The organism is Ferrovibrio sp. (genome assembly GCF_029255545.1).
In the GTDB taxonomy this organism is placed as follows: Bacteria; Pseudomonadota; Alphaproteobacteria; order Ferrovibrionales; family Ferrovibrionaceae; genus Ferrovibrio.
Window position 1 is genome coordinate 21,383 of record NZ_JANLJJ010000023.1, and the last position, 23,517, is coordinate 44,899.

General features: G+C 65.2%; 20 protein-coding genes. 8 read left to right on the plus strand and 12 right to left on the minus strand.

What is annotated here, in order from left to right:
- Positions 1 to 13 precede the first annotated feature (13 nt).
- From Q1J79_RS03970 to Q1J79_RS03980, 3 genes are all read right to left on the minus strand, one after another.
- The gene (locus Q1J79_RS03970) at positions 14 to 832 is read right to left on the minus strand and encodes an ABC transporter permease (protein WP_300296811.1); all 819 of its coding nucleotides are present in this window, start codon (positions 830 to 832) and stop codon (positions 14 to 16) included.
- A gap of 130 nt (positions 833 to 962) precedes the next feature.
- Positions 963 to 1,973, minus strand: coding sequence for an extracellular solute-binding protein (locus tag Q1J79_RS03975; RefSeq protein ID WP_300296814.1), 1,011 nt, complete (start codon positions 1,971 to 1,973; stop codon positions 963 to 965).
- 4 nt (positions 1,974 to 1,977) lie between these two features.
- Positions 1,978 to 2,802: a DeoR/GlpR family DNA-binding transcription regulator gene (locus Q1J79_RS03980; protein WP_300296817.1), complete on the minus strand. Its 825-nt coding sequence runs from the start codon at positions 2,800 to 2,802 to the stop codon at positions 1,978 to 1,980.
- Positions 2,803 to 3,127: 325 nt separating this feature from the next.
- Between Q1J79_RS03980 and Q1J79_RS03985 the strand changes: the two genes are divergently transcribed.
- Both Q1J79_RS03985 and Q1J79_RS03990 read left to right on the plus strand, forming a co-directional pair.
- Positions 3,128 to 4,039: a Gfo/Idh/MocA family oxidoreductase gene (locus tag Q1J79_RS03985; RefSeq protein ID WP_300296820.1), complete on the plus strand. Its 912-nt coding sequence runs from the start codon at positions 3,128 to 3,130 to the stop codon at positions 4,037 to 4,039.
- On the plus strand, positions 4,036 to 4,731 hold the full coding sequence (locus tag Q1J79_RS03990; RefSeq protein ID WP_300296823.1) for an acylneuraminate cytidylyltransferase family protein: 696 nt from the start codon (positions 4,036 to 4,038) through the stop codon (positions 4,729 to 4,731). The genes Q1J79_RS03985 and Q1J79_RS03990 overlap by 4 nt, the downstream gene beginning before the upstream one ends.
- Before the next feature lie 36 nt (positions 4,732 to 4,767).
- On the opposite strand, the gene Q1J79_RS03995 is transcribed toward Q1J79_RS03990, so the two are convergent.
- Positions 4,768 to 4,956, minus strand: a complete 189-nt coding sequence (locus Q1J79_RS03995; protein ID WP_300296825.1) for a superinfection immunity protein — start codon at positions 4,954 to 4,956, stop codon at positions 4,768 to 4,770.
- 127 nt (positions 4,957 to 5,083) lie between these two features.
- Between Q1J79_RS03995 and Q1J79_RS04000 the strand changes: the two genes are divergently transcribed.
- On the plus strand, positions 5,084 to 6,049 hold the full coding sequence (locus tag Q1J79_RS04000) for a complex I NDUFA9 subunit family protein (protein WP_300296828.1): 966 nt from the start codon (positions 5,084 to 5,086) through the stop codon (positions 6,047 to 6,049).
- Here the strand turns inward: Q1J79_RS04000 and Q1J79_RS04005 are convergent, their stop codons facing one another.
- Positions 6,050 to 6,931, minus strand: coding sequence for a LytTR family DNA-binding domain-containing protein (locus tag Q1J79_RS04005; protein ID WP_300296831.1), 882 nt, complete (start codon positions 6,929 to 6,931; stop codon positions 6,050 to 6,052).
- A 153-nt stretch (positions 6,932 to 7,084) separates the two neighbouring features.
- Between Q1J79_RS04005 and Q1J79_RS04010 the strand changes: the two genes are divergently transcribed.
- From Q1J79_RS04010 to Q1J79_RS04025, 4 genes are all read left to right on the plus strand, one after another.
- Positions 7,085 to 8,320 (plus strand): acyltransferase family protein, encoded by a 1,236-nt coding sequence (locus tag Q1J79_RS04010; RefSeq protein ID WP_300296834.1) that lies wholly within the window; start codon positions 7,085 to 7,087, stop codon positions 8,318 to 8,320.
- 260 nt (positions 8,321 to 8,580) lie between these two features.
- Positions 8,581 to 10,026, plus strand: a complete 1,446-nt coding sequence (locus Q1J79_RS04015; RefSeq protein ID WP_300296837.1) for an NAD(P)-dependent oxidoreductase — start codon at positions 8,581 to 8,583, stop codon at positions 10,024 to 10,026.
- 82 nt (positions 10,027 to 10,108) lie between these two features.
- Positions 10,109 to 14,581 carry a glutamate synthase large subunit gene (gene gltB, locus Q1J79_RS04020; protein ID WP_300296940.1) on the plus strand — a complete coding sequence of 1,491 codons (4,473 nt, stop codon included), beginning with the start codon at positions 10,109 to 10,111 and terminating at the stop codon, positions 14,579 to 14,581.
- 123 nt (positions 14,582 to 14,704) lie between these two features.
- Positions 14,705 to 15,001 carry a hypothetical protein gene (locus Q1J79_RS04025; RefSeq protein WP_300296839.1) on the plus strand — a complete coding sequence of 99 codons (297 nt, stop codon included), beginning with the start codon at positions 14,705 to 14,707 and terminating at the stop codon, positions 14,999 to 15,001.
- Positions 15,002 to 15,023: 22 nt separating this feature from the next.
- On the opposite strand, the gene Q1J79_RS04030 is transcribed toward Q1J79_RS04025, so the two are convergent.
- Positions 15,024 to 15,413 carry an MAPEG family protein gene (locus Q1J79_RS04030; RefSeq protein ID WP_300296842.1) on the minus strand — a complete coding sequence of 130 codons (390 nt, stop codon included), beginning with the start codon at positions 15,411 to 15,413 and terminating at the stop codon, positions 15,024 to 15,026.
- Positions 15,414 to 15,471: 58 nt separating this feature from the next.
- Complete coding sequence (locus Q1J79_RS04035) at positions 15,472 to 17,361, minus strand: methyl-accepting chemotaxis protein (protein WP_300296845.1); 1,890 nt, start codon at positions 17,359 to 17,361, stop codon at positions 15,472 to 15,474.
- A gap of 257 nt (positions 17,362 to 17,618) precedes the next feature.
- Here Q1J79_RS04035 and Q1J79_RS04040 point away from each other — a divergent pair, with 257 nt between their 5' ends.
- Positions 17,619 to 19,427, plus strand: a complete 1,809-nt coding sequence (locus Q1J79_RS04040; RefSeq protein ID WP_300296848.1) for an ABC-F family ATP-binding cassette domain-containing protein — start codon at positions 17,619 to 17,621, stop codon at positions 19,425 to 19,427.
- Positions 19,428 to 19,430: 3 nt separating this feature from the next.
- Here the strand turns inward: Q1J79_RS04040 and Q1J79_RS04045 are convergent, their stop codons facing one another.
- From Q1J79_RS04045 to Q1J79_RS04065, 5 genes are all read right to left on the minus strand, one after another.
- Positions 19,431 to 20,018, minus strand: a complete 588-nt coding sequence (locus Q1J79_RS04045; protein WP_300296851.1) for a PAS domain-containing protein — start codon at positions 20,016 to 20,018, stop codon at positions 19,431 to 19,433.
- A gap of 9 nt (positions 20,019 to 20,027) precedes the next feature.
- Complete coding sequence (locus Q1J79_RS04050; protein ID WP_300296854.1) at positions 20,028 to 20,612, minus strand: PAS domain-containing protein; 585 nt, start codon at positions 20,610 to 20,612, stop codon at positions 20,028 to 20,030.
- A gap of 143 nt (positions 20,613 to 20,755) precedes the next feature.
- The gene (locus Q1J79_RS04055) at positions 20,756 to 21,763 is read right to left on the minus strand and encodes an ABC transporter substrate-binding protein (protein WP_300296856.1); all 1,008 of its coding nucleotides are present in this window, start codon (positions 21,761 to 21,763) and stop codon (positions 20,756 to 20,758) included.
- A gap of 23 nt (positions 21,764 to 21,786) precedes the next feature.
- Complete coding sequence (locus Q1J79_RS04060) at positions 21,787 to 22,590, minus strand: ABC transporter permease (protein WP_300296858.1); 804 nt, start codon at positions 22,588 to 22,590, stop codon at positions 21,787 to 21,789.
- Entirely contained in the window at positions 22,587 to 23,495 is a 909-nt protein-coding gene (locus Q1J79_RS04065; protein WP_300296861.1) for an ABC transporter ATP-binding protein, read from the minus strand. Before Q1J79_RS04065 ends, Q1J79_RS04060 begins: the two co-directional genes overlap by 4 nt.
- Positions 23,496 to 23,517 lie beyond the last annotated feature (22 nt).

A 23,517-nucleotide genomic window follows, 5' to 3' on the forward strand; every position in this document is an offset into this window, starting at 1 on the left:
TGCGCTCTCCTCTCTAGCCTGCCGCCGCGACGGTGGAGCCGGCGGCGGTGCGCGCCACGGCCAGCACGATCCAGGTGGCAGCACCCAGCACGAAGCTGAGCGCGGCGGCCATGGCGATATTGGCCGACAGGGTGAACTCGGTATAGATCACCATCGGCAGCACGTTGATGCGCGCGGCCAGCGTAAACGCCGTGCCAAACGCGCCGACGGCGGTGGCGAAGCAGATCGCGCCGGCCGAGATGAAGGCCGGCTTGAGGCCCGGGATGATCACGTCCAGCACCACGCGCCAGGGCGAGGCGCCGAGCGAACGCGCGGCCTCTTCCAGCTTGGGATCGAGTTTTTCTGCCGCCGCCATCACGGTGAGGATGGTGCGCGGGATCGAGAAATAGACATAGCCCATGAACAGGCCGGTCAGCGAATAGGCGAAGACCAGCTTGTCGCCGGTGAGGAATTCGGTGATCTGGCCGATCAGGCCCTGGCGGCCGGCCAGCATGATCACCATGAAACCGATCACGACGCCGGGAAAGGCCAGCGGAAAGGTGAGCATGGCGACCAGCGCGCCGTTGCCGGGAAATTTGTGGCGCTGCAGGAACACGCCGGAAATGCCGCTGATGACCAGCGTGGCAAAGGTGGTGGCGGCAGCGACACTTAAGGTGGCGAACAGGCTGTTGAGGTAATTCGCGTCGGTCAGGATGGCGGCATAGGCGGACCAGCCGGTCTTGCCGCTGCCGCCGATGAAAAACAGCCGCGCCATCGGCAACAGGAAAAAAGCCGCGAAAAATATGCCGGCCGGCAGCAGCAGGAAGATCAGGCGTTGGGTATCGCGGCGCATCGTGTCTTTGCTTCTTCCGGTCGAAAAATGGGACCCCGGCTCAGCGCTTCGCTGGGCCGGGGTGACGATCATATGCTGAAGGCCGTCACCCCGGGCTCGCTGTTGCGAGGCCCGGAGTCCCATTCATTCATCAGTTCACTTCGTTCTTGTAGCGCTCGACGATCTTGGCCTGCGCGGCAGCCAGCTTCTTCAGGTTGATCGGCTTGGCGCGGGCGTAGTCGGCCTCGGGCAGAAACTTCGCCTTGGCTTCTTTCGAGAGATGCTGGGCGAAGACCGGGCGCAGATAGGCGTTGCCCCACATGGCCTGGCTTTCATCCGACAGCACGAAATCCAGCACCTTCTTGCCGTTCTCGGCATTCGGGCCCTTGTTCACCAGGCCCATCACATACGGGAAGACCACGCTGCCCTCCTTCGGGATGACGAACTGCACCGGCGCCTTGTCGGTATACTGGCCGCGATAGGCGTTGAAGTCGTAATCCAGCAGGATCGGAATCTCGCCCGAGATGACGCGGGCGTAAGAGGTCTGCTTCGGCACGATCGGCTGGTTCTTGGCCAGATCCTTGAAATACTTGATCGCCGGATCGAGGTTTTCGTAGCTGCCGCCCAGCGCGAGGTTCACCGCCATGACGCCAAGCTGGCCGACGGCCGCCGAGGTCGGATCAAGATAACCGACCAGGCCCTTGTATTCGGGCTTCAGCAGGTCGGCCCAGCTCTGCGGCACCGGCTTCTTGCCAAGCGCGGCCTTGTTGACGAACAGGCCGAGCGTGCCGGAGTGGATGGTGAACCAGTTGCCGTCCGGATCCTTCAGGTCGGCCGGGATCTTGTCCCAGTTCTTCGGCTTGTACGGCGTCAGCACGCCGGCATCCTTGGCCGGATCGGCGGCGATGCCGCCCAGATAGGTCACGTCGGCCACCGGATTGGCCTTCTCCGCGATCAGGGCGGCGATAGCCTGGCCGGAATTCTTGTTGTCGGGCGGCACCTGGATGCCGAGACGGGCCTGGATCGCCTTGAGCTGCGAGCCCCAGTCGGCCCATTCCGGCGGGCAGTTGTAGCAGATCGCCCGCTGCTGGGCGTTGGCATCGGTGATCGTGCCGAGCGCGGCGATACCCAATACGGTTGCGAAAGCGAGACGTTTCAACATGGGGTTAACCCCTCCTGCCGGTTTGGTTGGTTGTGGTGTGGTTTGCTGCTGCGGTGGAAACGGCGTCGTCGGACCAGACGACGAGACGCACGCCGGCATCGCGCAACTGCGCGGCGATGGCGGCAGGGGCCGGGCGATCGGTGAACACGACGCTCGCCTCGGTGATATGGCCGCCGCGTACGGTGGCGCCGCGGCCGAATTTGGAATGGTCCAGCACCAGGAAACGCTGGCGGCAATGGCGCGCCAGTTCGCTGCGCATGGTCACTTCGTCGGTGCCGAAATCCAGCAGCGTGCCATCCTCGGCCACGCCGCCCACGCCATAGATGCCGATATCGACGGCGAAATGCGCGAAGAAGCCATGCGCCTCGCCGGCCACCACGTCGCGGTCCAGGTTGCGCAGCCGCCCGCCGGCCACGGTGATCTCGCAGGACGGATTGCGCGAGAGCGCCAGCGCGACATTCAGGTTGTTGGTCATCACCCGCAGGCCGGGATGGTCCACCAGCGCCAGCGCGCATTGCTCGGGCGTGGTGCCGATGCCGAAGAACAGCGAGGCGCCCTCGGGCACGTCGCGCGCCACCAGCTGGGCGATGCGGCGCTTGGCCTCGATGTTCAGCACCTGGCGGGCGGGATAGGCGAGGTTCTCGCCTTCGGGCGGCAGCTCGACGCCGCCATGGCGCCGGCGCAGCAGGCCGCGGTCGCAGAGCAGGTTCACGTCGCGGCGGATGGTCTGGGGGGTGACGCCGAACTGGACCGCCAGGGCGTCGATGGCCTGGAAGCCGTCGCTGCGGACAAGCTCTACGATGGCGCGTGCACGGTCTTCCGCCAGCATCCCGGTCCCCGAAGTCGTTTCCTGTCCCAATCGGCGCATCATGTTCGTTCGAACATTGAAGGCCGTTCATTTCGTTAAGATGACTTTCGCATGAACATTTTGTGTCGTCAAATGAAGCAACTGTATCTATAAGGTTGATGAAAAATGCAGATAGACACTCTGAAATGGATTTTTGCGGTCACAGAACGCCATCCTGACACCGGCCAGCCGGTTCCGGGTCCCGGCGGCGTTAACATCCCCTTTTCCAATTCGGTCTATTCATGCAATCGCCCATCCAGCAACGCCGGAACTGCCGCGTGACCTTTCCATACCCGTCGCCCACGCCATGCGCGTTCTGATCATCGGCTTTGGTTCGATTGGCCGGCGCCATGCCGAAATCCTGCGTGAGCTGGGCCACAGCGTCAGCCTGCAGACGGCGCAGCAAAGCGACGCCTATCCCTGCTATGACCAGCTCGCCGCCGCGCTGACCAACGAGCAGCCGGACTACGTCGTCGTGGCCAACGAGACCGGCCGGCATCTGGCCAGCGTGCAGGAACTGGCCCGCCTCAAATATTCCGGCCGGCTGGCGGTGGAGAAACCGCTTTTCGCCATGCCGGCCACGCTGCCCGCATTGCCGTTTGCCAGCATGCATGTTGCCTATCAGCTGCGCTTCCACCCGATGATGCAGAGGCTGAAGGCGGCGCTGGCCGGCCGTCACGCCATCTCCGCCAGCCTGTATGTCGGACAGCATCTGGCCGACTGGCGGCCCGGCCGCGATCATCGCAGTGGCTATTCGGCCCGGGCGGGCGAAGGCGGCGTGCTGCGCGATCTCAGCCACGAACTGGATTATCTGCTCTGGCTGTTCGGGCCCTGGCGCCGCGTCGCCGCGCTGGGCGGCAATTTCGGCGCCTGCGAGATCGCGGCGGAAGAAACCGCCAGCCTGCTGATCGAGGCCGCGCGCTGTCCGGTCTGCACGGTGCAGCTGTCTTATCTCGATCGTCCGCCGCGGCGACAGCTGCGCATCAACTGCATGGACGGCACGATCGATCTTGATCTGCTGAGCGGGATCCTGTCCGTCGATGGCAAACAGGAAACCCTGGCCGCTGATCGCAATGGTCCGATCCGCGCCATGCATCGCTCGATCCTGCAGGATGCGGCAACGCCGGCCTGCACGCTGGCGGAAGCGCAGGATGTGATGCAGCTGATCGCGGCGGCCGAAACGGCCATGCAGGCGCAGCAATGGGTGAGGGCGTCGTGAAACGGATCTGCACCATCTGCGTGCGCGGCGGCTCGAAAGGCCTGCCGGGCAAGAATATGCGGCCGTTGCTGGGCAAGCCGCTGCTGGCCTGGACGGTGGAGCAGGCGAAGCGCAGCGGCCTGTTCGACTGCATCGCCGTCAGCAGCGATTCGCCCGAATTGCTGGCGATCGGGCGCCAGGCCGGCGCCGATGAAACCATCGACCGTCCGGCCGAACTGGCCAGCGACACCGCCGGCAAGCTGCCAGCCATCGTGCATGCGGTGACGGCGGTGGAAACCAGGCGCGGTACGCGTTTCGACATGATCGTGGAAATGGATGCCACCGCGCCGCTGCGGCTCAACGCGGATATCACCGGCGCCGTCGCCCTGGCCGAGGCGCATGCGCCGGCCAATGTGATCACCGGCAGTCCGGCGCATCGTTCGCCGTATTTCAACCTGGTCGAACGCGCGGGTGATGGCCATGTGCGACTGGTCAGGCCCGGGGCATTCCTGCGGCGCCAGGATGCGCCGGCCTGTTTCGACATGAATGCGTCGATCTATGTCTGGCCGCGCGACCGCTTCATGGCCGAGCCGAAAGTCTTTTATGACGACACCCTGCTGTTCGAGATGCCGACGGAGCGTTCGCATGACATCGACAGCGCGCTGGATTTCGAGATCGTTGAACTGCTGATGCGCCGGCTGACCGCCGGCTGACCGGCCCGGTTCAGCCCGTCCGTCCAGCCCGTCCGTTCAGGCCGGCTGGCGCAGAGCCAGGCCGAGGCAGACCACCCAGCCGATCACGGTCCAGCCGATGGCCAGGTTGGCGACGAAGATCTTCTGCCGCCAGGGATGGGCCCGCCGCCAGGCCAGCAGGCTGGGCAGGAAATAGACGGTGGCCAGCAGCAAAAGGCCGACAAGGGTGGGGAATCCGGCGCCCATGGCCGCAGAGTAGCGACCGGCTGCGGCTCTGGATAGCATTCAGGTTGCAGCGCAAAGCATTGGCTGCGGCCGGGATTTGGCTATAGTCCGGGGCAGTCGTTTTTCGCGTCAGGCAGGGGATTGCGTCATGTCGCTGCGCAACAAGCTCGTCACCGTCTTCGGCGGTTCCGGTTTCGTCGGCCGCTATATCGTGCAGAAGCTGGCCCAGCAGGGCGCCCGGGTGCGGGTCGCCATCCGCCGCCCCGATGAAGGCCTGTTCCTGAAACCGATGGGCGGCGTTGGCCAGATCGACATCGTGCAGGCCAATATCCGCATGCCCATGTCGGTGCAGCAGGCCGTCAAAGGCGCCGACATCGTGATCAACTGCGTCGGCATCCTGTACCAGAGCGGCACGCAGAAATTTTCTGCCGTGCAGGCGCGCGGCGCCGAAGTGATCGCGCTCTGCTCTCGGGAAGCCGGCGTGCGGCAGATGCTGCATGTCTCGGCCATCGGCGCGAATGCCGAAAGCGGCTCGGCCTATGCGCGCAGCAAGGCCCAGGGCGAGGATGGCGTTCGCCGCCACATGCCGCAGGCGATCATCCTGCGCCCCAGCATCGTGTTCGGCCCGGAAGACGATTTCTTCAACCGCTTCGCCGGCCTGGCCAGCATCGCGCCGGCCCTGCCGCTGGTCGATGGCGGCCACACGAAGATGCAGCCGGTCTATGTCGGCGACGTGGCCGAGGCGGCGATCCATGCCCTGCTCGATCCCAAGGCCGCGGGCCAGACCTTCGAACTGGGTGGTCCGAAAGTCTACAGCTTCCGCGAATTGCTGGAGCTCACGCTGGCCGCGATCCACAAGAAACGCCTGCTGCTGCCCGTGCCCGGCGCGCTGCTGAAACCCGCAGCCTTCTTCATGGAGCTGCAGCCGATCTTCGCGCCGCCGATCACGCGCGACCAGATTGAACTGCTGAAATCCGACAACGTGGTGGCGGCCGGTGCGAAGGGCCTGGAGGACCTGGGCATCGACCTGCCGGTGCCGGTGGAAGGCACCATCGAAAGTTATCTGTTCCGCTTCCGCCGCGGCGGCGGCAAGTTCGAGCCGCGCTTCAGCTGATCACATTTCCGGCGCGCGTAGCGCGTCGCGCCAGCGCCGGCCGCCGGCGATCTGGCGGCCATCGTCCAGCGTCACGGTGAAATCGCCGCTGTCGTTGCTGGTCATGCCGCGCACGCGATGGCGGTTGACCAGGCGCGAGCGGTGGATGCGCACGAAGCCCAGGCCGGCCAGCTGTTCCTCCAGCATCGACAGCGTCTGCCGCTGCAGCCAGCTGCGCCCGGCCAGATGCAGTTCGACATAATTGCCGGCGGCTTCCACCCACAGAATCTCGGCCGGATCAAGCCAGACACGCCGCGCGCCGTCGCGGATTTCCAGCCGGCGTGGCCCGGACTGCGGCGATGGCGTGCCCGTTTGGGCCGGCTGTTCGACAATCGTCGCCGGCCTGCGCAGGGCCGCCGCCAGCAGCCAGGCGCCGATGGCCATGGCGGCATAGGCCAGCGCATCCTTGCGGCCTTCATAGATCAGGCCGGTCACCAGCGGATCGTCGCCCAGATCGTATGAGCCGCCGAGCAGCGGATAGAGCGCCAGCCGCAGCAGGGTCATGCCGCCGATATGGGCCATGCCGAAAGCGGCGAGACCGGCGGCATGACCCAGCAGCACGCGCGGCCAGCCGATGCGGCGCGGATCCAGTCGCGACGTCCAGGCAAACACCAGCGGCGTGACGGCAAAGACGATCACGATGCTGGTCAGTTCGTTGACGACGATATGCCATAGCGGAATCTGAAGGCCGACGCGGCCGGCCTCGATCCAGTAGGACGAACCGATGACAGCGGCAAAGGCCAGCAGGATGCCGGCATAGGCGATCCACATCCAGGCCGGAAAGCGGAAAGCGCGGATTTCCGGCGTCGCCGCCATGCCGGCACGTGTCCCGCCATTCGTCATGCCATTCATCCCGTCTGGCCCGCCATTCGTCACCGGCGTCGTCATGGCCTGCCACCGGTCATGGCAACCAGCCCTCCGCCTGCCCCGCTGCCATTTGCGTCGCCAGGGCCGTGTGACACACCGGTCGGCATTGCAAAATTGCTGGAGTTGCTGATGACCATTCCTTCAGACCGGGAAACCGCATCGTTGCACGCGCGCCGCTACGACCTCGACTGGCTGCGCATCGGCGCCTTCGGGCTGCTGATTTTCTATCATATCGGCATGTTTTTCGTCTCGTGGGACTGGCATGTGAAAAGCACCCATGCTGGCCCAGGAGATCCACTTGGCCTGCAGCCCCTGATGCTGCTGAGCAATCCATGGCGTCTGGCCCTGCTGTTCCTGATCGCCGGCTGCGCCACGCGGTTCATGGCCGACCGGCTGGATCGCGTGACAATGCTGAAAAGCCGCAGCCTGCGCCTGCTGCTGCCGCTGGTTTTCGGCATGCTGGTGATCGTGCCGCCGCAGACCTATTACGAGATCGTCGAAAAGCTCGGTTATGCCGAAGGCTGGTTGGCCTTCTATGGCAAATACATCGGCTTCCACGATGGCTGGCGCCCGGGCGGCCAGCTGCTGATCGTGCCGACCTGGAACCATCTGTGGTTTGTCGTCTATCTGTGGGTCTACAGCATGATCGTCATCATGCTGCGGCCGCTGCTCATGGCAGCCGCCACGCGGCGTCTGGCGCGGCAGGCTGTTCCATGGCTGCAGGGTGCCGGGCTGATCCTGCTGCCATGGCTGCTGCTCGGCGGCCTGCGCCTGTGGCTGTTTCCCCGCTTTGGCCAGACCCATGCGCTGGTTGGCGACTGGTATCTGCATGCGATGTACCTGTCGCTGTTCCTGTTCGGCTATGCCATCGCCAAGGCGGACGCGGTCTGGGCCGCGATCATGCGCCTGCGCTGGGTGGCCCTGGTCCTGGCCCTGCTCAGTTATGCCGGCCTGGTCTGGTTCATGCTGCAGGATGGGCCCCTGCCGGTCCCGCTGCGGATGCTGCGCCAGGCCGTCTGGGCGCTCGATCTGTGGGCCTGGATCCTGATGCTGCTGGGCTTTGCCCGCGTCTGGCTGAACCATGCCGGCCCACGCACCGACACCTGGCGGCGTTATCTCACCGAGGCCGTTTTCCCCTTTTATATCCTGCACCAGACGGTGATCGTCGTGGTTGGCCATCACCTGGCCCCGTTCGCCCTGCCGGCCTGGGCCGAGGGGGTGATCCTGGTCGCGGCGACGATGCTGGCCTGCTGGGTTGGCTACGAGATCATCCGGCGGGCACGCTGGCTCAGGCCGTGGTTTGGGCTAGCCAACGGACCTAGCTCTGTACCTTATATGAAAATCAAGGTCTTATCCGAAAGTTAGTATCATTTCGGACCTATCTTTGAGTCCGGAATGGGTTGAGAGCCATTCGCAGGCGTATAAAATCGAAGGAGACTCCATAAAAAGGTCAACAAACGTGACCTATCGGTTATTTTTTGCTTGATCCTGGCGGCGGCAGGCAATAAATGTTGCCCTCCGCCCCAGCGATTGGTTCTTTGCGTCTTCAGTCATTGCGCCTGCCGCCCGGGGTGTCCCTGTCGTTCGTTACCCGCCCCCGGGAAGCCTTGAGTCGAGGACGCGCCATGGCCGAGAAGATGTTGAAATTCGTGCAGACCGCCCAGGCCATGCCGGAAAAGCGCATGGCGGCCGACCGCGCGAAGGATTTCGACGAAATCTATCGGGAATTCGCCGCCCAGAAGGCGGCCGAGCAGGCCTCGCGCTGTTCGCAATGCGGCGTGCCGTTTTGTCAGGTCCACTGCCCCCTGCACAACAACATCCCTGACTGGCTGCGCATGACGGCGGAAGGCCGGCTGGAAGAAGCCTACGAGCTGAGCCAGGCCACCAACACCTTCCCCGAGGTTTGCGGCCGCATCTGCCCGCAGGACCGCCTGTGCGAAGGCAACTGCGTGATCGAGCAATCGGGCCATGGCACCGTCACCATCGGCGCCATCGAGAAATACATCACCGAAACCGCCTGGGCCTCGGGCTGGGTTAAATCACCCAAGCCGCTGCATGGCGAACGGCCGCAGAGCATCGGCATCGTCGGCGCCGGGCCGGCCGGGCTGGCGGCGGCCGACAAGCTGCGCCGGCTGGGCTATGCCGTGCATGTCTACGACCGTTACGACCGCCCCGGCGGCCTGCTGATCTATGGCATCCCGAATTTCAAGCTGGAGAAGGATGTCGTCGAGCGGCGCTCCAAACTGCTGGCCGAGGCAGGCGTGCAGTTCCACATGAATTTCGAGGTCGGCCGCGACGCCACGCTGGATGAATTGCGCAAGAAGCACGATGCCGTGCTGATCGCCACCGGCGTCTACAAGGCGCGCGACATCCAGGCGCCCGGTTCGGGCCTGCAGAATATCGTGCCGGCGATGACCTACCTCACCGCCTCCAACAAGCATGGCCTGGGCGACACGGTGCCGGAATTCGAGAACGGCCAGCTCAATGCCCAGGGCAAGAAGGTCGTCGTGATCGGCGGCGGCGACACCGCGATGGATTGCGTGCGCACGGCCGTAAGGCAGGGCGCCACCGCGGTGCATTGCCTCTATCGCCGTGACAAGGCCAACATGCCGGGCTCGCTGCGCGAGGTGAAGAACGCCGAGGAAGAGGGCGTCGAATTCGTCTGGCTCAGCCTGCCCAAGAGCTTCCGTGGCGAGGGCAAGGTGACTGCCGTGCATGCCGGCCGCATGAAGCTCGGCCCCGCCGATGCTTCCGGCCGCCAGATGCCGGTGGAGATCGAAGGCGCCGATTTCGACCAGCCGGCCGACCTGGTGATCAAGGCGCTGGGCTTCGATCCGGAAGACCTGGCGCAGGATTTCAAGGCGCCGCATCTGGAAGTCACCCGCTGGGGCACCGTGAAGATCTCGGCGCGCAGCAAGATGACCTCCATGCCCGGTGTGTTCGCCGCCGGCGACATCGTGCGCGGCGCCAGCCTCGTGGTCTGGGCGATCCGCGACGGCCGCGACGCGGCGGCCGCCATCCACCAGTATATCCAGGCCAAGGCGCAGCCCGCTGCGCAGGCCGCAGAGTAAGGAGTGTCCTGACATGACCGACATCAAGACCACCTACGTCGAGCAGTGGCAGGACACCGCCAGGCACCTGGCCGAGACCGGCATGTACCGGCCGGAGGAAGAGCACGATGCCTGCGGCGTCGGCCTGATCGCCTCGCTGGATGGCGCGCCGCATCGCCGCGTGGTGGCGGCTGGCATTCAGGCGCTGAAGGCGCTGTGGCATCGCGGCGCGGTGGATGCCGACGGCAAGACCGGCGACGGCGCCGGCATCCATGTGCAGATCCCGCAGGATTTCTTCCGCGAGCATGTGCGCCGCTCGGGCTTCGAGCCGGGCGAGGGCAAGCTGGGCCTTGGCATGGTGTTCCTGCCCAAGACCGACCTGGCCGCGCAGGAAACCTGCCGCACCATCGTTGAAACGGCCATCCTCGACTTTGGCTATGGCATTTACGGCTGGCGCCAGGTGCCGGTGGACGCCACCATCATCGGCGAGAAGGCCAATGCCACGCGGCCCGAGATCGAGCAGGTGCTGATCGAGAACCGGCATGGCAAGGACGACAACGCGTTTGAGCGCGACCTGTTCCTGATCCGCCGCCGCATCGAGAAGCAGGTGCTGGCCGCCCATATCAGCGAGTTCTACATCTGCTCGCTCAGCTGCCGCAGCGTGATCTACAAGGGCATGTTCCTGGCCGAGCAGATCGACTATTTCTATCCCGACCTGCAGGACGAGCGCTTCGTCAGCACGTTTGCCATCTATCACCAGCGCTATTCGACCAACACCTTCCCGACCTGGAAGCTGGCGCAGCCCTTCCGCATGCTTGCCCATAACGGCGAGATCAACACCCTGCGCGGCAACGTCAACTGGATGAAGAGCCACGAGATCAAGATGGCCTCCGAGGCCTTCGGCGATCTCTCCGACGACATCAAGCCGATCGTGCAGTCGGGCTCGTCCGACTCCGCCGCGCTGGACGCGGTGTTCGAGGTGCTGGTGCGCGCCGGCCGCGTCGCGCCGATGGTGAAGACGCTGTTGATCCCGGAATCGGCCTCCAACAAGCCGCTGATGCCGCAGGCGCATCGCGACCTCTATGCCTATTGCAACTCGATCATGGAGCCATGGGACGGCCCGGCCGCGATCTGCGCCACCGATGGCCGCTGGGCCATCGCCGGGCTGGACCGCAACGGCCTGCGCCCGGTGCGCTACACCATGACCACCGACAACCTGCTGATCGTCGGCTCCGAGACCGGCATGGTCACGGTGCCCGAGCACAAGGTGATCAGGAAGGGTCGCGTCGGCCCCGGCGAGATGATCGCGGTCGACCTCAAGAAGGGCCGCATGTATCTCGACCGCGAGATCAAGGACAAGCTGGCCGCCGAGCATCCCTATGGCGAGTGGGTGAAGAACATCGTCACCCTCGACAAGATCAAGGATGCGCCGGCTGTCGCCAAGGCCTTCACCAGGGATGACCTGCGCCGTTATCAGCTCAATTTCGGCCTGACGCTGGAAGACATGGAGCTGATCCTGCATCCGATGGCCGAAGACGCCAAGGAAGCGATCGGCTCGATGGGCGACGACACGCCGATCGCGGTGCTGTCGGAGCAGTATCGCGGCCTGCATCATTTCTTCCGCCAGCAGTTCAGCCAGGTCACCAACCCGCCGATCGACTCGCTTCGCGAGAAGCGGGTGATGAGCCTGCGCACCCGCATGGGCAACCTAACCAACGTGCTGGACGAGGATGCCAGGCAGATCGCCATCCTGCTGCTGGAAAGCCCGGTGCTGTCCAATGCCGACCTGGCCCGCGTGCTGAAATACGCCGAGAAGACCACGGCGAAGATCGACTGCACCTTTGCCGTCGATGCCGGCGAAGGCGGTCTGCGCGACGCGCTCAAGCGCATCCGGGCCGAGGCCGAGAATGCGGTGCGCGGTGGCGCCGGCCATATCGTGTTGTCCGACGAGGGCGTGAATGCCCAGCGCGCGGCCATGCCGATGATCCTCGCCACCGGCGCCGTGCACAGCCATCTGGTGCGCCAGGGCCTGCGCACCTTCACCTCGCTGACCGTGCGCTCGGGCGAATGCCTCGACGTGCATTACTTCGCCGTGCTGATCGGCGTCGGCGCCACCACGGTGAACGCCTACCTGGCCGAGGCCTGCCTGGTCGACCGCGTCAATCGCGGCCTGCTCGGCAAGCTGACGGCGGAAGAGGCGGTCAACCGCTTCAAGGAAGCCGTCGATGGTGGCCTGCTCAAGATCATGTCCAAGATGGGCATCTCGGTGATCAGCTCCTATCGCGGCGGCTATAATTTCGAGGCGCTTGGCCTGTCGCGGTCGCTGGTGGCCGACCTGTTCCCCGGCATGCCTTCGCGCATTTCCGGCATCGGCCTGATCGGCATCCAGCAGAAGGTGCTGGCGCTGCATGAGCGCGCCTTCCGCTCCGACGTGACCGCGCTTCCCGTCGGCGGCATCTACAAGTACCGCCGTGGCGGCGAGGCCCATGCCTGGGAAGCCAACCTGATCCACATGATGCAGACGGCGGTGGGCACGGAAAACTACGCCCTGTTCAAGAAATACACCGCCGGCCTGCGCGACCTGCCGCCGATCTCGGTGCGCGACCTGCTCGAGATCAAGCCGGCCGCCACGCCGCTGCCCATTGAGCAGGTCGAGAGCGTGACGGAAATCCGCAAGCGTTTCATCACCCCGGGCATGTCGCTCGGCGCGCTGGGCCCCGAGGCGCATGAAACGCTGACGATTGCGATGAACCGCATTGGCGCCAAGTCGGATTCCGGCGAAGGCGGCGAGGCGCCGGAGAATTTCAAGCCGCGCCCCAATGGCGACAACGCCAATTCGGCGATCAAGCAGGTGGCCTCCGGCCGCTTCGGCGTGACGGCGGAATATCTCAACAACTGCCGCGAGCTGGAGATCAAGGTCGCCCAGGGCGCCAAGCCCGGCGAGGGCGGCCAGCTGCCCGGCTTCAAGGTCACCGAGCTGATCGCGCGGCGGCGCCATTCGACGCCCGGCGTGATGCTGATCTCGCCGCCGCCGCATCACGACATCTATTCGATCGAGGATCTGGCGCAGCTGATCTACGACCTGAAGCAGATCAACCCCGATGCCCAGGTCTGCGTCAAGCTGGTCTCGGAAGCCGGCATCGGCACCATCGCGGCCGGCGTGGCGAAGGCTAAGGCCGACGTCATCCTGGTCTCGGGCCATGTCGGCGGCACCGGCGCCAGCCCGCAAACCTCGGTGAAGTATGCCGGCACGCCGTGGGAAATGGGCCTCAGTGAAGTCAACCAGGTGCTGACGCTGAACAAGCTGCGGCACCGGGTGAAGCTGCGCACCGATGGCGGGCTCAAGTCGGGCCGCGACATCGTCATCGCCGCCATGCTGGGCGCCGAGGAATACGGCATCGGCACGGCAGCCCTGGTGGCGATGGGCTGCATCATGGTGCGCCAGTGCCACTCGAATACCTGCCCGGTCGGCATCTGCACGCAGAATGACGCCCTGCGCAAGAAGTTCACCGGCACGCCCGAGAAGGTGGTCAACCTGTTCAGCTTCATCGCCGAAGAGGTGCGCGAGATCCTCGCCGCCCTGGGCGTTAAGTCGCTGAACGAGATCATCGGCCGCACCGACCTGCTCACCCAGGTCAGCCGCGGCGGCGCGCATCTCGACGATCTCGACCTCAATCCGATCCTGGCCCAGGCCGATGCCGGCGATTACGCGCGCCACTGCACGCTGGAAGGCCGCAACGAGGTGCCCGACACGCTGGACGCCCAGATGCTGGGCGATGCGGCACCCGTGTTCAGCCATGGCGAGAAGATGCAGCTCGCCTACAACATCCGGAACACCCATCGCGCCATCGGCACGCGGCTGTCGTCGCATCTGGTGCGCAAGTTCGGCATGACCGGGCTGAAGCCCGGCCACATCACCGTGCGGCTCACCGGCTCGGCCGGCCAGTCGCTTGGCGCCTTCGCCGTGCAGGGCCTCAAGCTGGAAGTGTTCGGCGACGCCAACGACTATGTCGGCAAGGGCCTCTCCGGCGGCATGATCGTGGTGCGCCCCTCGCCCTCCTCGCCGCTGGTGGCCAAGACGAATGAGAACACCATCATCGGCAATACGGTGCTCTACGGCGCCACGGGCGGCAAGCTGTTCGCCGCCGGACAGGCCGGTGAGCGTTTCGCCGTGCGCAACTCCGGCGCCATCACGGTGATCGAGGGCTGCGGGTCGAATGGCTGCGAATACATGACCGGCGGCCGCGTCGCCATCCTGGGCAGCGTGGGCGACAATTTCGGCGCTGGCATGACCGGCGGCATGGCCTTCGTCTACGACCCCGAGGATATGCTGCCGATCGCCATCAATGACGAGAGCGTGGTCTACCAGCGGCTGGCTTCCAGCTACTGGGAGGGCGTGCTGCGCGGCATGATGGACGAGCATATCCGCGAGACCCAGTCGGTCTATGCCTCCAACCTGCTGGCCGACTGGGACATGGTGAAGGCGAAATTCTGGCAGGTCTGCCCGAAGGAAATGGTGTCGCGGCTCGAGCATCCGCTGTCGGATGCGCCGGCCGCCGCCGAGAAGCGCGCCTGATGGTCTAAGGCTTCTGGTTCCGGCCTGCCCCAATCGGCCGGGTTCCAGGGAAGCGGAAACGCCGCCGGATGAAAGTCCGGCGGCGTTTTTGATTCATAAACCAGTCCGGCCTATCTTCGGGCCATGCGCCTGTTCAGCCTTGTCATCCTTGGCAGCCTGCTTGCTTCGCCCGCTTTCGCCTTCTGCGTGGTGAATGAGAGCGGCGGCAGCATCGTGGTGCAGGCCGGTGGTCCGCCGATGCCGGTCTATGTGAAGGAAATCCGGCCGGGCCAGCGCGACTGCTACATCCCGCGCAAACCGGATGGCATCGTGGTGGAAATCTACGATGCCGCGGCGCGGCGGCTGCGCTGCCGCCATTCGGTGGCGCCGAAGACGGCCACCATCACGGTGGGCAAGACCTGCAAGGTGAATCCGGGTTAATCCAGAGGTTTGGTAGGCCGCCTCAGGTCACGATGCCATACAGCACCATGGCCATGCCGGCAAGGCCGCCGACATAGGCCAGCGTGCGCAACCACGGCACGCCGATGGTGTAGACCACGGCATGCACGACGCGGCTGTAGAAAAAGACCTGGGCGCCCAAAGCGGTCCAGGCATCGGCCTTGCCCATCACCGCCGCCGCCAGCACCAGGGCGGCAAACGGCACCAGGTTTTCCACCATGTTGAGATGGGCGCGGTGCGAACGGCCGATCCAGCCATGGCCAACGGGAAAATCCTCGCGGTTGCCGGCCACCACGAACAGGCCGCGGCTGAAGATGAAGCCGAGCGTGTAGGGAAAAGCCAGCAGCAGGCACAGCACGGCACTGGCAATCAGCATCAGCATGTCGGTGGTCATGGCAGGCTCCGGTTTTGGTCTCGTCGCCTGCCATGATCCCGCAAAAGCGGGGGCTTGACTAGGCCGTGCGGAAAAAGCCGACCAGATCGGCCAGCTCGCGGGCCTGAGCCGACAGCGCCTGGGCCGAGGCCGAGGTCTGCTCCACCAGGGCGCCGTTGCGTTGGGTCATCTCGTCCATGTTGGCGACGGCGATGTTGACCTCTTCCAGTCCGGTCGCCTGTTCTCTGCTGGCGGCGGCAATCTCGGCCACGATATCCGAAACCTTCTTGATGGCACCCACGATCTCGGTCAGCGACTGGCCGGTGCGGTTGACCAGGGTGGCGCCGGTCTTCACCTGGCTGTTCGATTCCGTGATCAGCGCCTTGATGTCCTTCGAGGCATTGGCGCTGCGCTGCGCCAGCGCCCGTACCTCCTGGGCGACGACCGCGAAGCCCTTGCCGGCCTCGCCGGCGCGGGCGGCTTCCACCGAGGCATTGAGTGCCAGCAGGTTGGTCTGGAAGGCGATCTCGTCCATCAGCGATACGATGTCGGCAATCTTTTGCGCGCTGGTCTCGATCTGCGTCACCGCCGCCACCGCATCCGCCACCACATTGCCGCCCTTCTCCGCCGTGTCGCGCGCCGCCATGGCCAGTTGGTTGGCGGCCTGGGCGTTGTCGGCATTCTGCTTCACCGTGGTGGTGACCTCGTGCATCGAAGCCGCCGTTTCCTCCAGGGCCGCCGCCTGCTGCTCGGTGCGGCCGGCCAGATCCTGGCTGCCGGTCGAGATTTCCGCCGCTGCATTGCTCTGCGCCTCGACGGCGTTGACGATGTTCTGCACCACGCCGGTCAGGGTGTCGGCCATGGCGTTCAGGTCGGTCTGCAGCGTGGCGAACACGCCCTGATAGCGGCCCTGCATGCGGCTGCGCAGGTCGCCCTTGGCGAGGCCGGCAACCGTGGTCTGGATACTGGCGATGGCATCGCTCAGCGTATCCAGCAGGCTGTTCATCTGCTGGCCGATCTTGGCGGTCACGCCGGCCAGCGTGGCCGTCTCGATCCGTTGCGTCAGTTCGCCGGCCGAAGCGGCGGCGACCACCTGGCCGATGGCGCGGTCAAGGGCAGCTTCCTGGGCAACGCGGGCTTCCTCGTTGCGCTTGCGTTCGTTCTCGATCTCGCCCTGCAGGCGATCGGCTTCCATGCCGTTTTCCTTCAGAACGCTGACGGCGCGGGCAATGTCGCCGACTTCATCGCCGCGGTCCTGGCCATCCACGGCCGCCTGCCAGTCACGCTTGGCCAGGCGGCCCAGCGTATCGGTCAGGCCCTTCAGCGGAATGCTGATGCTGCGCACCATGACCCAGCTCAGGGCCACCAGCAGCAGGATGACGACGACGATGATGCCGCCGTTGGTGATCAGCTGGGTCCGGAAGATCGCATCGACGTCATCGATGTAGATGCCGGTGCCGACCACCCAGCCCCAGGGCGCGAAACCCTTCACATAGGAGATCTTCGGCACCGGATGATCCAGGCCGGGCTTGGGCCACAGATAATCGACATAGCCGGCGCCATTCTTCTTGACGACATTCACGAACTCCACGAACAGCCGCTTGCCGTTCGGGTCCTTGTTCTCGCTCAGATCCTTGCCGACCAGCTGCTTGGCGAAGGGATGCATCACCATCACCGGGCCCATGTCGTTGACCCAGAAATATTCCTTCTCGTCGTAGCGCAGGCTTTCCAGCTCGGCGAGCGCCAGCCGCCTGGCATCGGCCTCGCTCAGTTCGCCGGCCTGGGTGCGGGCGTGGTAGCGCACGATCACGCCATGCGCCACTTCGGCCAGGTTGCGCGTCTTGATCATCCTGTCTTCGAGCAGGACGTCGTGCAGGCGGGAGAGGCCGAGCGCGCCGATCAGGACGAGCCCGATCACGCTGATGCCGAGGATGATCCAGAAGCGGGGCGCCAGGCGCAGATTCTTCATGTCGCTACCCCCTCCTTCCGGGGATGTCGCTGGGAAAGGTCTGATTTTCAGAGGTGGGAGTAACAGGGGGTGTTCTAAATTACTGCTCGAAGCTGTATGAGTTATTTTTTAGTAACTACGAGTAGAAAAACCGGATTATTCACAAATACAATGCGCGTACGGATCAGTGCTGGGGCGCCGGCGCGCCGTCTACCCGCGCCAATCCTTTCCGCGGCGTCGGTGGATTGCTATCACACGGGCCTGATTGAAGGACTGCCATGGCCCCCCCGCTTCTGACCCTGCGCGACATCCACCTCACCTTTGGCGGCGAACCGGTGCTGGACGGGGCCGAACTGTCGGTGCAGGCCGGCGACCGGCTTTGCCTGGTCGGCCGCAACGGCTCGGGCAAGTCGACCCTGATGAAGGTGGCGGCCGGCATGGTGCAGCCCGAAAGTGGCGACCGCGTGGTGCAGACCGGCACCACCATGCGCTACCTGCCGCAGGAACCCGATCTGTCGGGTTTCAGGGACACCCTGTCCTATGTGCTCGACGGGCTCATGCCGGGCGATGACGCGCATCGGGCACGCACCCTGCTCGAGGCGCTGGGCCTGACCGGCGCCGAAGATCCGAAAACGCTCTCAGGCGGCGAGGCGCGCCGCGCGGCTCTGGCCCGCGTGCTGGCGCCCGAGCCCGACATCCTGCTGCTCGACGAGCCAACCAACCATCTCGACCTGCCGGCCATCGAATGGCTGGAATCGGAACTCAAGCGCATCCGTTCGGCGCTGGTGCTGATCAGCCATGATCGCCGCTTCCTCTCCAATCTCACCCGCGCCACGATCTGGCTCGACCGCGGCGCCACGCGCCGGCTGGACCAGGGTTTCGCCGCTTTCGAGGATTGGCGCGATGCGTTGCTCGAGCAGGAAGAGACCGAGCGCCACAAGCTCGACCGCAAGATCGTCGCCGAGCTCGACTGGGTGCGCCATGGCGTCTCGGGCCGGCGCAAGCGCAACATGGGCCGCATGCGCGCGCTGCAGGATCTGCGCAGGGACCGCCGCGAGCAGCGCAAGGTGGCCGGCAATGTCACGCTCACCGTGTCGGAAGCCGAGACTTCATCGAAGCTGATCGTCGAGGCCAAGGCCATCTCCAAGGCCTGGGGCGAGCAGGCCGTGTTGCAGGATGTGTCGCTGAAGATCCAGCGCGGCGACCGGCTCGGCATCATCGGGCCGAACGGCGCCGGCAAAACCACCCTGCTCAATATCCTCACCGGCAAGCTGAAGCCCGATACGGGCAGCGTGCGGCTCGGCGTCAATCTGGAACTGGTGGCGCTCGACCAGAAGCGCGACGCGCTCGATCCCGAGATGACGCTGCAATACGCTTTGGCCGGCGGCAGCGACAAGGTCACCATCAACGGCCAGCCTCGTCATGTGATGAGCTACATGAAGGATTTCCTGTTCGCGCCGGAACAGGCGCGCACGCCGCTCCGCGTGCTCTCGGGCGGTGAGCGCGGCCGGCTGATGCTGGCGCGCGCCTTGAGCAAACCCTCCAACGTGCTGGTGCTCGACGAGCCGACCAACGACCTCGATCTCGAAACGCTCGACCTCCTGCAGGAAATGCTGGCCGATTATCCCGGCACCGTGCTGCTGGTCAGCCACGACCGCGATTTCCTCGACCGCGTCTGCACATCCGTACTGGCCTTTGAAGGTGCCGGCCGCTGGCAGCTTTATGCCGGCGGCTATTCCGACATGGTGGCCCAGCGCGGCCAGGGCGTGCAGGCCAAGGCGGCGTCGGCGCAGAAAAAGATGGAGACGGAAGACAGGGCCGCGGCTTCAGCGCCGCGCGCGACGCCCAGGCGCAAGCTCAGCTTCAAGGAAAAGCATGCGCTGGAAACCCTGCCCAAACGCATGGCCGATCTGCAGGCCGAGATCGCCAGACACCAAACGGCGCTGAACGATCCGCAGCTTTTCTCCCGTGAGCCGGCGAAATTCCAGGCTGCCAGCGCCGGACTGGAAAAGGCCACCACGGAGCTTGCCGCCGCCGAGGATCAATGGCTGGAGCTGGAAATGCTGCGCGAGGAACTGGAAGGTTAGGCCCTACTGCACCGGCCGCGCCGCCTGGCGCTGGCTCGGCACCAGAGGCGGCACGCCGAAGCCCAGATCGATGAAGCGCATGCCGTCGCCTTCCTCATAGGAATCCGGATCGAGCGGCTCGCCGCGCATGTCGGTCTTGGCCAGGCCGGTGGCGCAACACAGGATCAGGCTGGCCTCGGCAGCATCATCCTCGGTCAGCGGTGCGCCGCAGAATTCCACCGGCAGCACCGAGCCATCGGCGAAGCGCAGCCAGTAATAGATCACCACGCCGCAGGGCTGGGCCGCCTGGGCGATGGTGAGATGGGCGCGCCAGGCGCGGTTCTCGGCGCTGGTGAGGTCGAGATAGTTGAAGCCGGTCAGGTCGTAGCCCAGATGCGCGGCGATGGTGTTGCCGGCCAGCGCGACGCGGATCTCGTCATGGCCGCGCAGTTCCAGCAATACGCAGGTCTCGTAGAAACTGCCCAGGATTTCCGGCGTGATATCGCTGCGCCGCGGCAGCTTGCGGCCATGGCGGCATTCATCCCACAGGGCGAAGAATTCCTTGGCGCGTTGCGAAAGCGGGGCGGGCAGGCTGTTCAGGAAACCGATCATGACGCTCGCTTAATGGGCCTGCTGCAGGTTCAGCGGCTGATTGGGATTGGCCGCCGGGATGCCGAAGCCGATATCGATGAAGCGCATGCCGTCTCCCATCACATACGAGTCCGGATCGGCCACGCCGGCCACGGCGATCCGGGCCAGCGGCGTGGCGCAGGACAGGATCAGGTCCGGGATCGCCGCGCCGTCGCTGCAGACCGGGGCGCCGACCCATTCCACCGGCAGCACGACGTCGCCAGGATAGCGCAGCCAGTAATACAGCATGAAGCCGCAGGGCTGCAAAATCTGCTCAAGCGTCAGCTGCGCCCGCGTGGCGCGATTTTCCGGCGTGGTCAGGTCGAGATAGTTGCAGCCGGTCAGGTCGAAGCCGATCCGCTCGGCGATGCCGGGCCCGGCCATGACGATGTGGACATCGTCGCGGCTGCGGATTTCCACCAGCATACACATCCGTGCCTGGTCGCCCAGCGCGGCAAGGTCGATATCGCGCCACGTGGGCAGGGCGCGACCGTGGCGCCAGTCCTGCCACAGGGAGAAGAAGCGACGGCTCGGCGCCGATAACGGCCCCGGCAGCTTTGCCAGGAAATCGCCCATGGCAGCCCCCTTCCATGGTACGCGGAAGAATACCCACCCGGCGCCAGTATAGTCGTGCTTTGCCCCGCGGCAATCCCGAATAAAAAACGCGGCCGGAGGACGGCTCCGGCCGCGTCACCCGCAGGCTGAATAGCCGGCGGCTTTTACTTCTTCACGGCCTTGACGAACTTGTCGACGAAGGTCTTGTTGAGATCGACATTCGATGTCGCCAGCGCCTCGTCGAACTGCGCCAGCATGTTGAAGCCGCTCTTCATGCCATCGACGCTGATCAGGCCGGTACGCGAATAGGTCTCCATCGAGTTCTTCACCGCCTGGATGTAAAGCGGCTTGTCGCCGAGGTAGTAGGCCTCGGGCACGGTGGCGGCGACGTCTTCCGGCTTGGCGGTGCTGAGCCAGGTGAGCGCCTTGTGGAAGGCATTGACCAGCGCCTGGGTGGTCTGCGGGTTCTTCTCGATGAACTCATTCTTCAGGTAGAGCACGGCGGCCGGGTTGGAGCCGCCGAAGATCGCCTTGGTGCCCGCTTCGGTGCGCGAGTCGGCCAGGATGAACACGGTCTTGTCGAGCTCCAGCTTGGAAATCACCGGATCGAGGTTGGAGATCGCGTCGATCTCGCCCTTCTGCATCGCGGCCACCGCGCCGGCGCCGGCGCCGACGCCGATGAAGGCGCTGTCCTTGTAATTGCCGCCGGACTTGGCGATCAGGTAGTTGACGAAGAAGTTGGTGGACGAGCCCGGCGCGGTGACGCCGATCTTCATGCCCTTCAGATCGGCGGCGGTCTTCACCTTGCCCTGATGCTCTTTCTTCACCGCCAGCACGATGCCGGGGAAACGGCCCAGCTCGATCACCGCGCGGATGTCCTGGCCCTTCTGCTGCATGCGGATGGTGTGCTCGTAGGCGCCGGTGACGGCGTCGACGGAGCCGCCGACCAGCGCCTGCAGCGACTTGGCGCCACCGCCGAAATCGTTGATCTCGACCTCCAGGCCCTCGGCTTTGAAATAACCCTTCTGCTCGGCGATGGTGAGCGGCAGGTAATACAGCAGCGGCTTGCCACCGACGCCCAGCGTCAGCTTGGCCTTTTCCGGCGCGGCCTGTACGGTCGCGGCCGTCAGCATGACGGCGGCGGCCGCGGCCAGAAGCATCTTGATCTTCATGTCGTTTCCTCCGTTTTGAAAAGTCAGACGGTCTTCGCCGCCGTATCGGGCCGCCAGACCAGCAGCCGGTTCTCGATCATGGTCACCACGGTGTCGATCACGATCACGAAGATCGCCAGGATCAGCATGCCGGAAAACACGCCGGTGACGTCGAACACGCTTTCCGCCTCGTGGATCTTGTAGCCCAGGCCGCCGGCCGAGCCGAGATATTCGCCCACCACGGCGCCGACCAGCGCGAAACCGACGCTGGTATGCAATGACGAGAACATCCAGGTCAGCGCCGCCGGCCAGTAGACATGGCGCAGCAGCTGGCGCTCGTTCATGCCCAGCATGCGCGCATTGGCCAGCACGGTGGGACTGACTTCCTTGATGCCCTGGTAGACGTTGAAGAACACGATGAAGAAGACCAGCGTGAAACCGAGTGCCACCTTCGACCAGATGCCAAGGCCGAACCAGAGCGCGAAGATCGGCGCCAGCACCACGCGGGGCAGCGCGTTGGCCGCCTTCACATAGGGATCGAACACGGCGGCCAGCAATTCGCGCCGCGCGAAGGCGAAACCCACCACGATGCCGCCCAGCGCGCCGATGGCAAAGGCCAGCTCGGTTTCCAGCAGCGTGATGCCCAGGTGCCGCCAGATTTCGGTGCCGGCGAAATCCTTCGCCGTGCGCGCCAGCACGTCCAGCGGCGTGGAGAAGAAGAAGGGCGGCAGCAGCGGCTTGCCGTCGATCACCGGAATGGTGGTGAGCAGGTGCCACAGCAGCAGGAAGCCCAGGCCGACCAGCACCTGCAGCACCAGCAGGGTGCCGCGATTCAGCGCGCCCTTCATTGTTGCGCCTCCGCGCTCATCTCGTAGGTTTTCTGCACTTCGACGCGTAAGGACGCCCAGATCGCCTTGTGAATCTGGTGGAAGGCCGGCTCGGTGCGGATTTCGGCGATGTCGCGCGGCCTGGGCAGCTCGACGCGGAAATCGCCGACGATCTTCGCCGCCGGCCCGGCCGACATCACGATCACGCGGTCGGCCAGCGCGATGGCCTCTTCCAGGTCGTGGGTGACGAACAGCACGGCCTTGCGCTCGCCGGCCTGGTCGCCAGCGGCCCACAGCGACAGCAGCAGGTTGCCCATGATCTGCCGCGTCTGCGCATCCAGCGGGCCGAAAGGCTCGTCCATCAGCAGGATCTGCGGATCGCGGATCAGCATCTGCGCCAGCGACACGCGCTTGCGCTGGCCGCCCGACAGCATATGCGGATACCGGTCGGCGAAGTTCTTCAGGCCGACGCGGGTGAGCCAGGCCCGCGCGCGCTCCAGCGCCTCGGCGCGTTTCACGCCCTGCGGCTCCAGCGCCACGGCGACATTGTCGATCGCGGTCTTCCATGGCATCAGCGCGTCGGCCTGGAACAGGTAGCCGGCTTTGGCATTCAGGCCGCTGAGCGGGGTACCGTTGATCTCGACTGTGCCGGCCGAGGGCTTCAGCAGGCCGGCGGCGGCATTCAGCAGGGTGGATTTGCCGCAGCCGGTGGGGCCGACGATGGCGACGAAATCGTGGCGCGCCACGTTCAGCGTGATGTCGGAGACGGCGCGGTGCACGCCGCCGGTCTGCAGCTGGAAGGTGATGTCCAGGCCGGCGAAACGCACCGCCTGGGCAGCCGGGTTGGGCCGGGCGAAGGCCGCCGGGGTGGATGCAGCCGGGGTGGATGCAGAATGGCCCGATGACATGCTGGCCGGAACGGACAAGGCCGGTTTCCTTCCCAAAATC

What these genes read in the sequence shown, in the direction of transcription:
- Q1J79_RS03980 (WP_300296817.1), bottom strand. Translation starts at nt 2,802, where the DNA reads ATGCTGGCGGAAGACCGTGCACGCGCCATCGTAGAGCTTGTCCGCAGC.
- Q1J79_RS04000 (WP_300296828.1), top strand. Translation starts at nt 5,084, where the DNA reads ATGTCGCTGCGCAACAAGCTCGTCACCGTCTTCGGCGGTTCCGGTTTC.
- Q1J79_RS04060 (WP_300296858.1), bottom strand. Translation starts at nt 22,590, where the DNA reads ATGAAGGGCGCGCTGAATCGCGGCACCCTGCTGGTGCTGCAGGTGCTG.
- Q1J79_RS03985 (WP_300296820.1), top strand. Translation starts at nt 3,128, where the DNA reads ATGCGCGTTCTGATCATCGGCTTTGGTTCGATTGGCCGGCGCCATGCC.
- Q1J79_RS03975 (WP_300296814.1), bottom strand. Translation starts at nt 1,973, where the DNA reads ATGTTGAAACGTCTCGCTTTCGCAACCGTATTGGGTATCGCCGCGCTC.
- Q1J79_RS04050 (WP_300296854.1), bottom strand. Translation starts at nt 20,612, where the DNA reads ATGGGCGATTTCCTGGCAAAGCTGCCGGGGCCGTTATCGGCGCCGAGC.
- Q1J79_RS04040 (WP_300296848.1), top strand. Translation starts at nt 17,619, where the DNA reads ATGGCCCCCCCGCTTCTGACCCTGCGCGACATCCACCTCACCTTTGGC.
- Q1J79_RS04015 (WP_300296837.1), top strand. Translation starts at nt 8,581, where the DNA reads ATGGCCGAGAAGATGTTGAAATTCGTGCAGACCGCCCAGGCCATGCCG.
- Q1J79_RS03995 (WP_300296825.1), bottom strand. Translation starts at nt 4,956, where the DNA reads ATGGGCGCCGGATTCCCCACCCTTGTCGGCCTTTTGCTGCTGGCCACC.
- Q1J79_RS04045 (WP_300296851.1), bottom strand. Translation starts at nt 20,018, where the DNA reads ATGATCGGTTTCCTGAACAGCCTGCCCGCCCCGCTTTCGCAACGCGCC.
- Q1J79_RS04055 (WP_300296856.1), bottom strand. Translation starts at nt 21,763, where the DNA reads ATGAAGATCAAGATGCTTCTGGCCGCGGCCGCCGCCGTCATGCTGACG.
- gltB (WP_300296940.1), top strand. Translation starts at nt 10,109, where the DNA reads ATGTACCGGCCGGAGGAAGAGCACGATGCCTGCGGCGTCGGCCTGATC.
- Q1J79_RS04035 (WP_300296845.1), bottom strand. Translation starts at nt 17,361, where the DNA reads ATGAAGAATCTGCGCCTGGCGCCCCGCTTCTGGATCATCCTCGGCATC.
- Q1J79_RS04025 (WP_300296839.1), top strand. Translation starts at nt 14,705, where the DNA reads ATGCGCCTGTTCAGCCTTGTCATCCTTGGCAGCCTGCTTGCTTCGCCC.
- Q1J79_RS04030 (WP_300296842.1), bottom strand. Translation starts at nt 15,413, where the DNA reads ATGACCACCGACATGCTGATGCTGATTGCCAGTGCCGTGCTGTGCCTG.
- Q1J79_RS03970 (WP_300296811.1), bottom strand. Translation starts at nt 832, where the DNA reads ATGCGCCGCGATACCCAACGCCTGATCTTCCTGCTGCTGCCGGCCGGC.
- Q1J79_RS04005 (WP_300296831.1), bottom strand. Translation starts at nt 6,931, where the DNA reads ATGACGAATGGCGGGACACGTGCCGGCATGGCGGCGACGCCGGAAATC.
- Q1J79_RS04010 (WP_300296834.1), top strand. Translation starts at nt 7,085, where the DNA reads ATGACCATTCCTTCAGACCGGGAAACCGCATCGTTGCACGCGCGCCGC.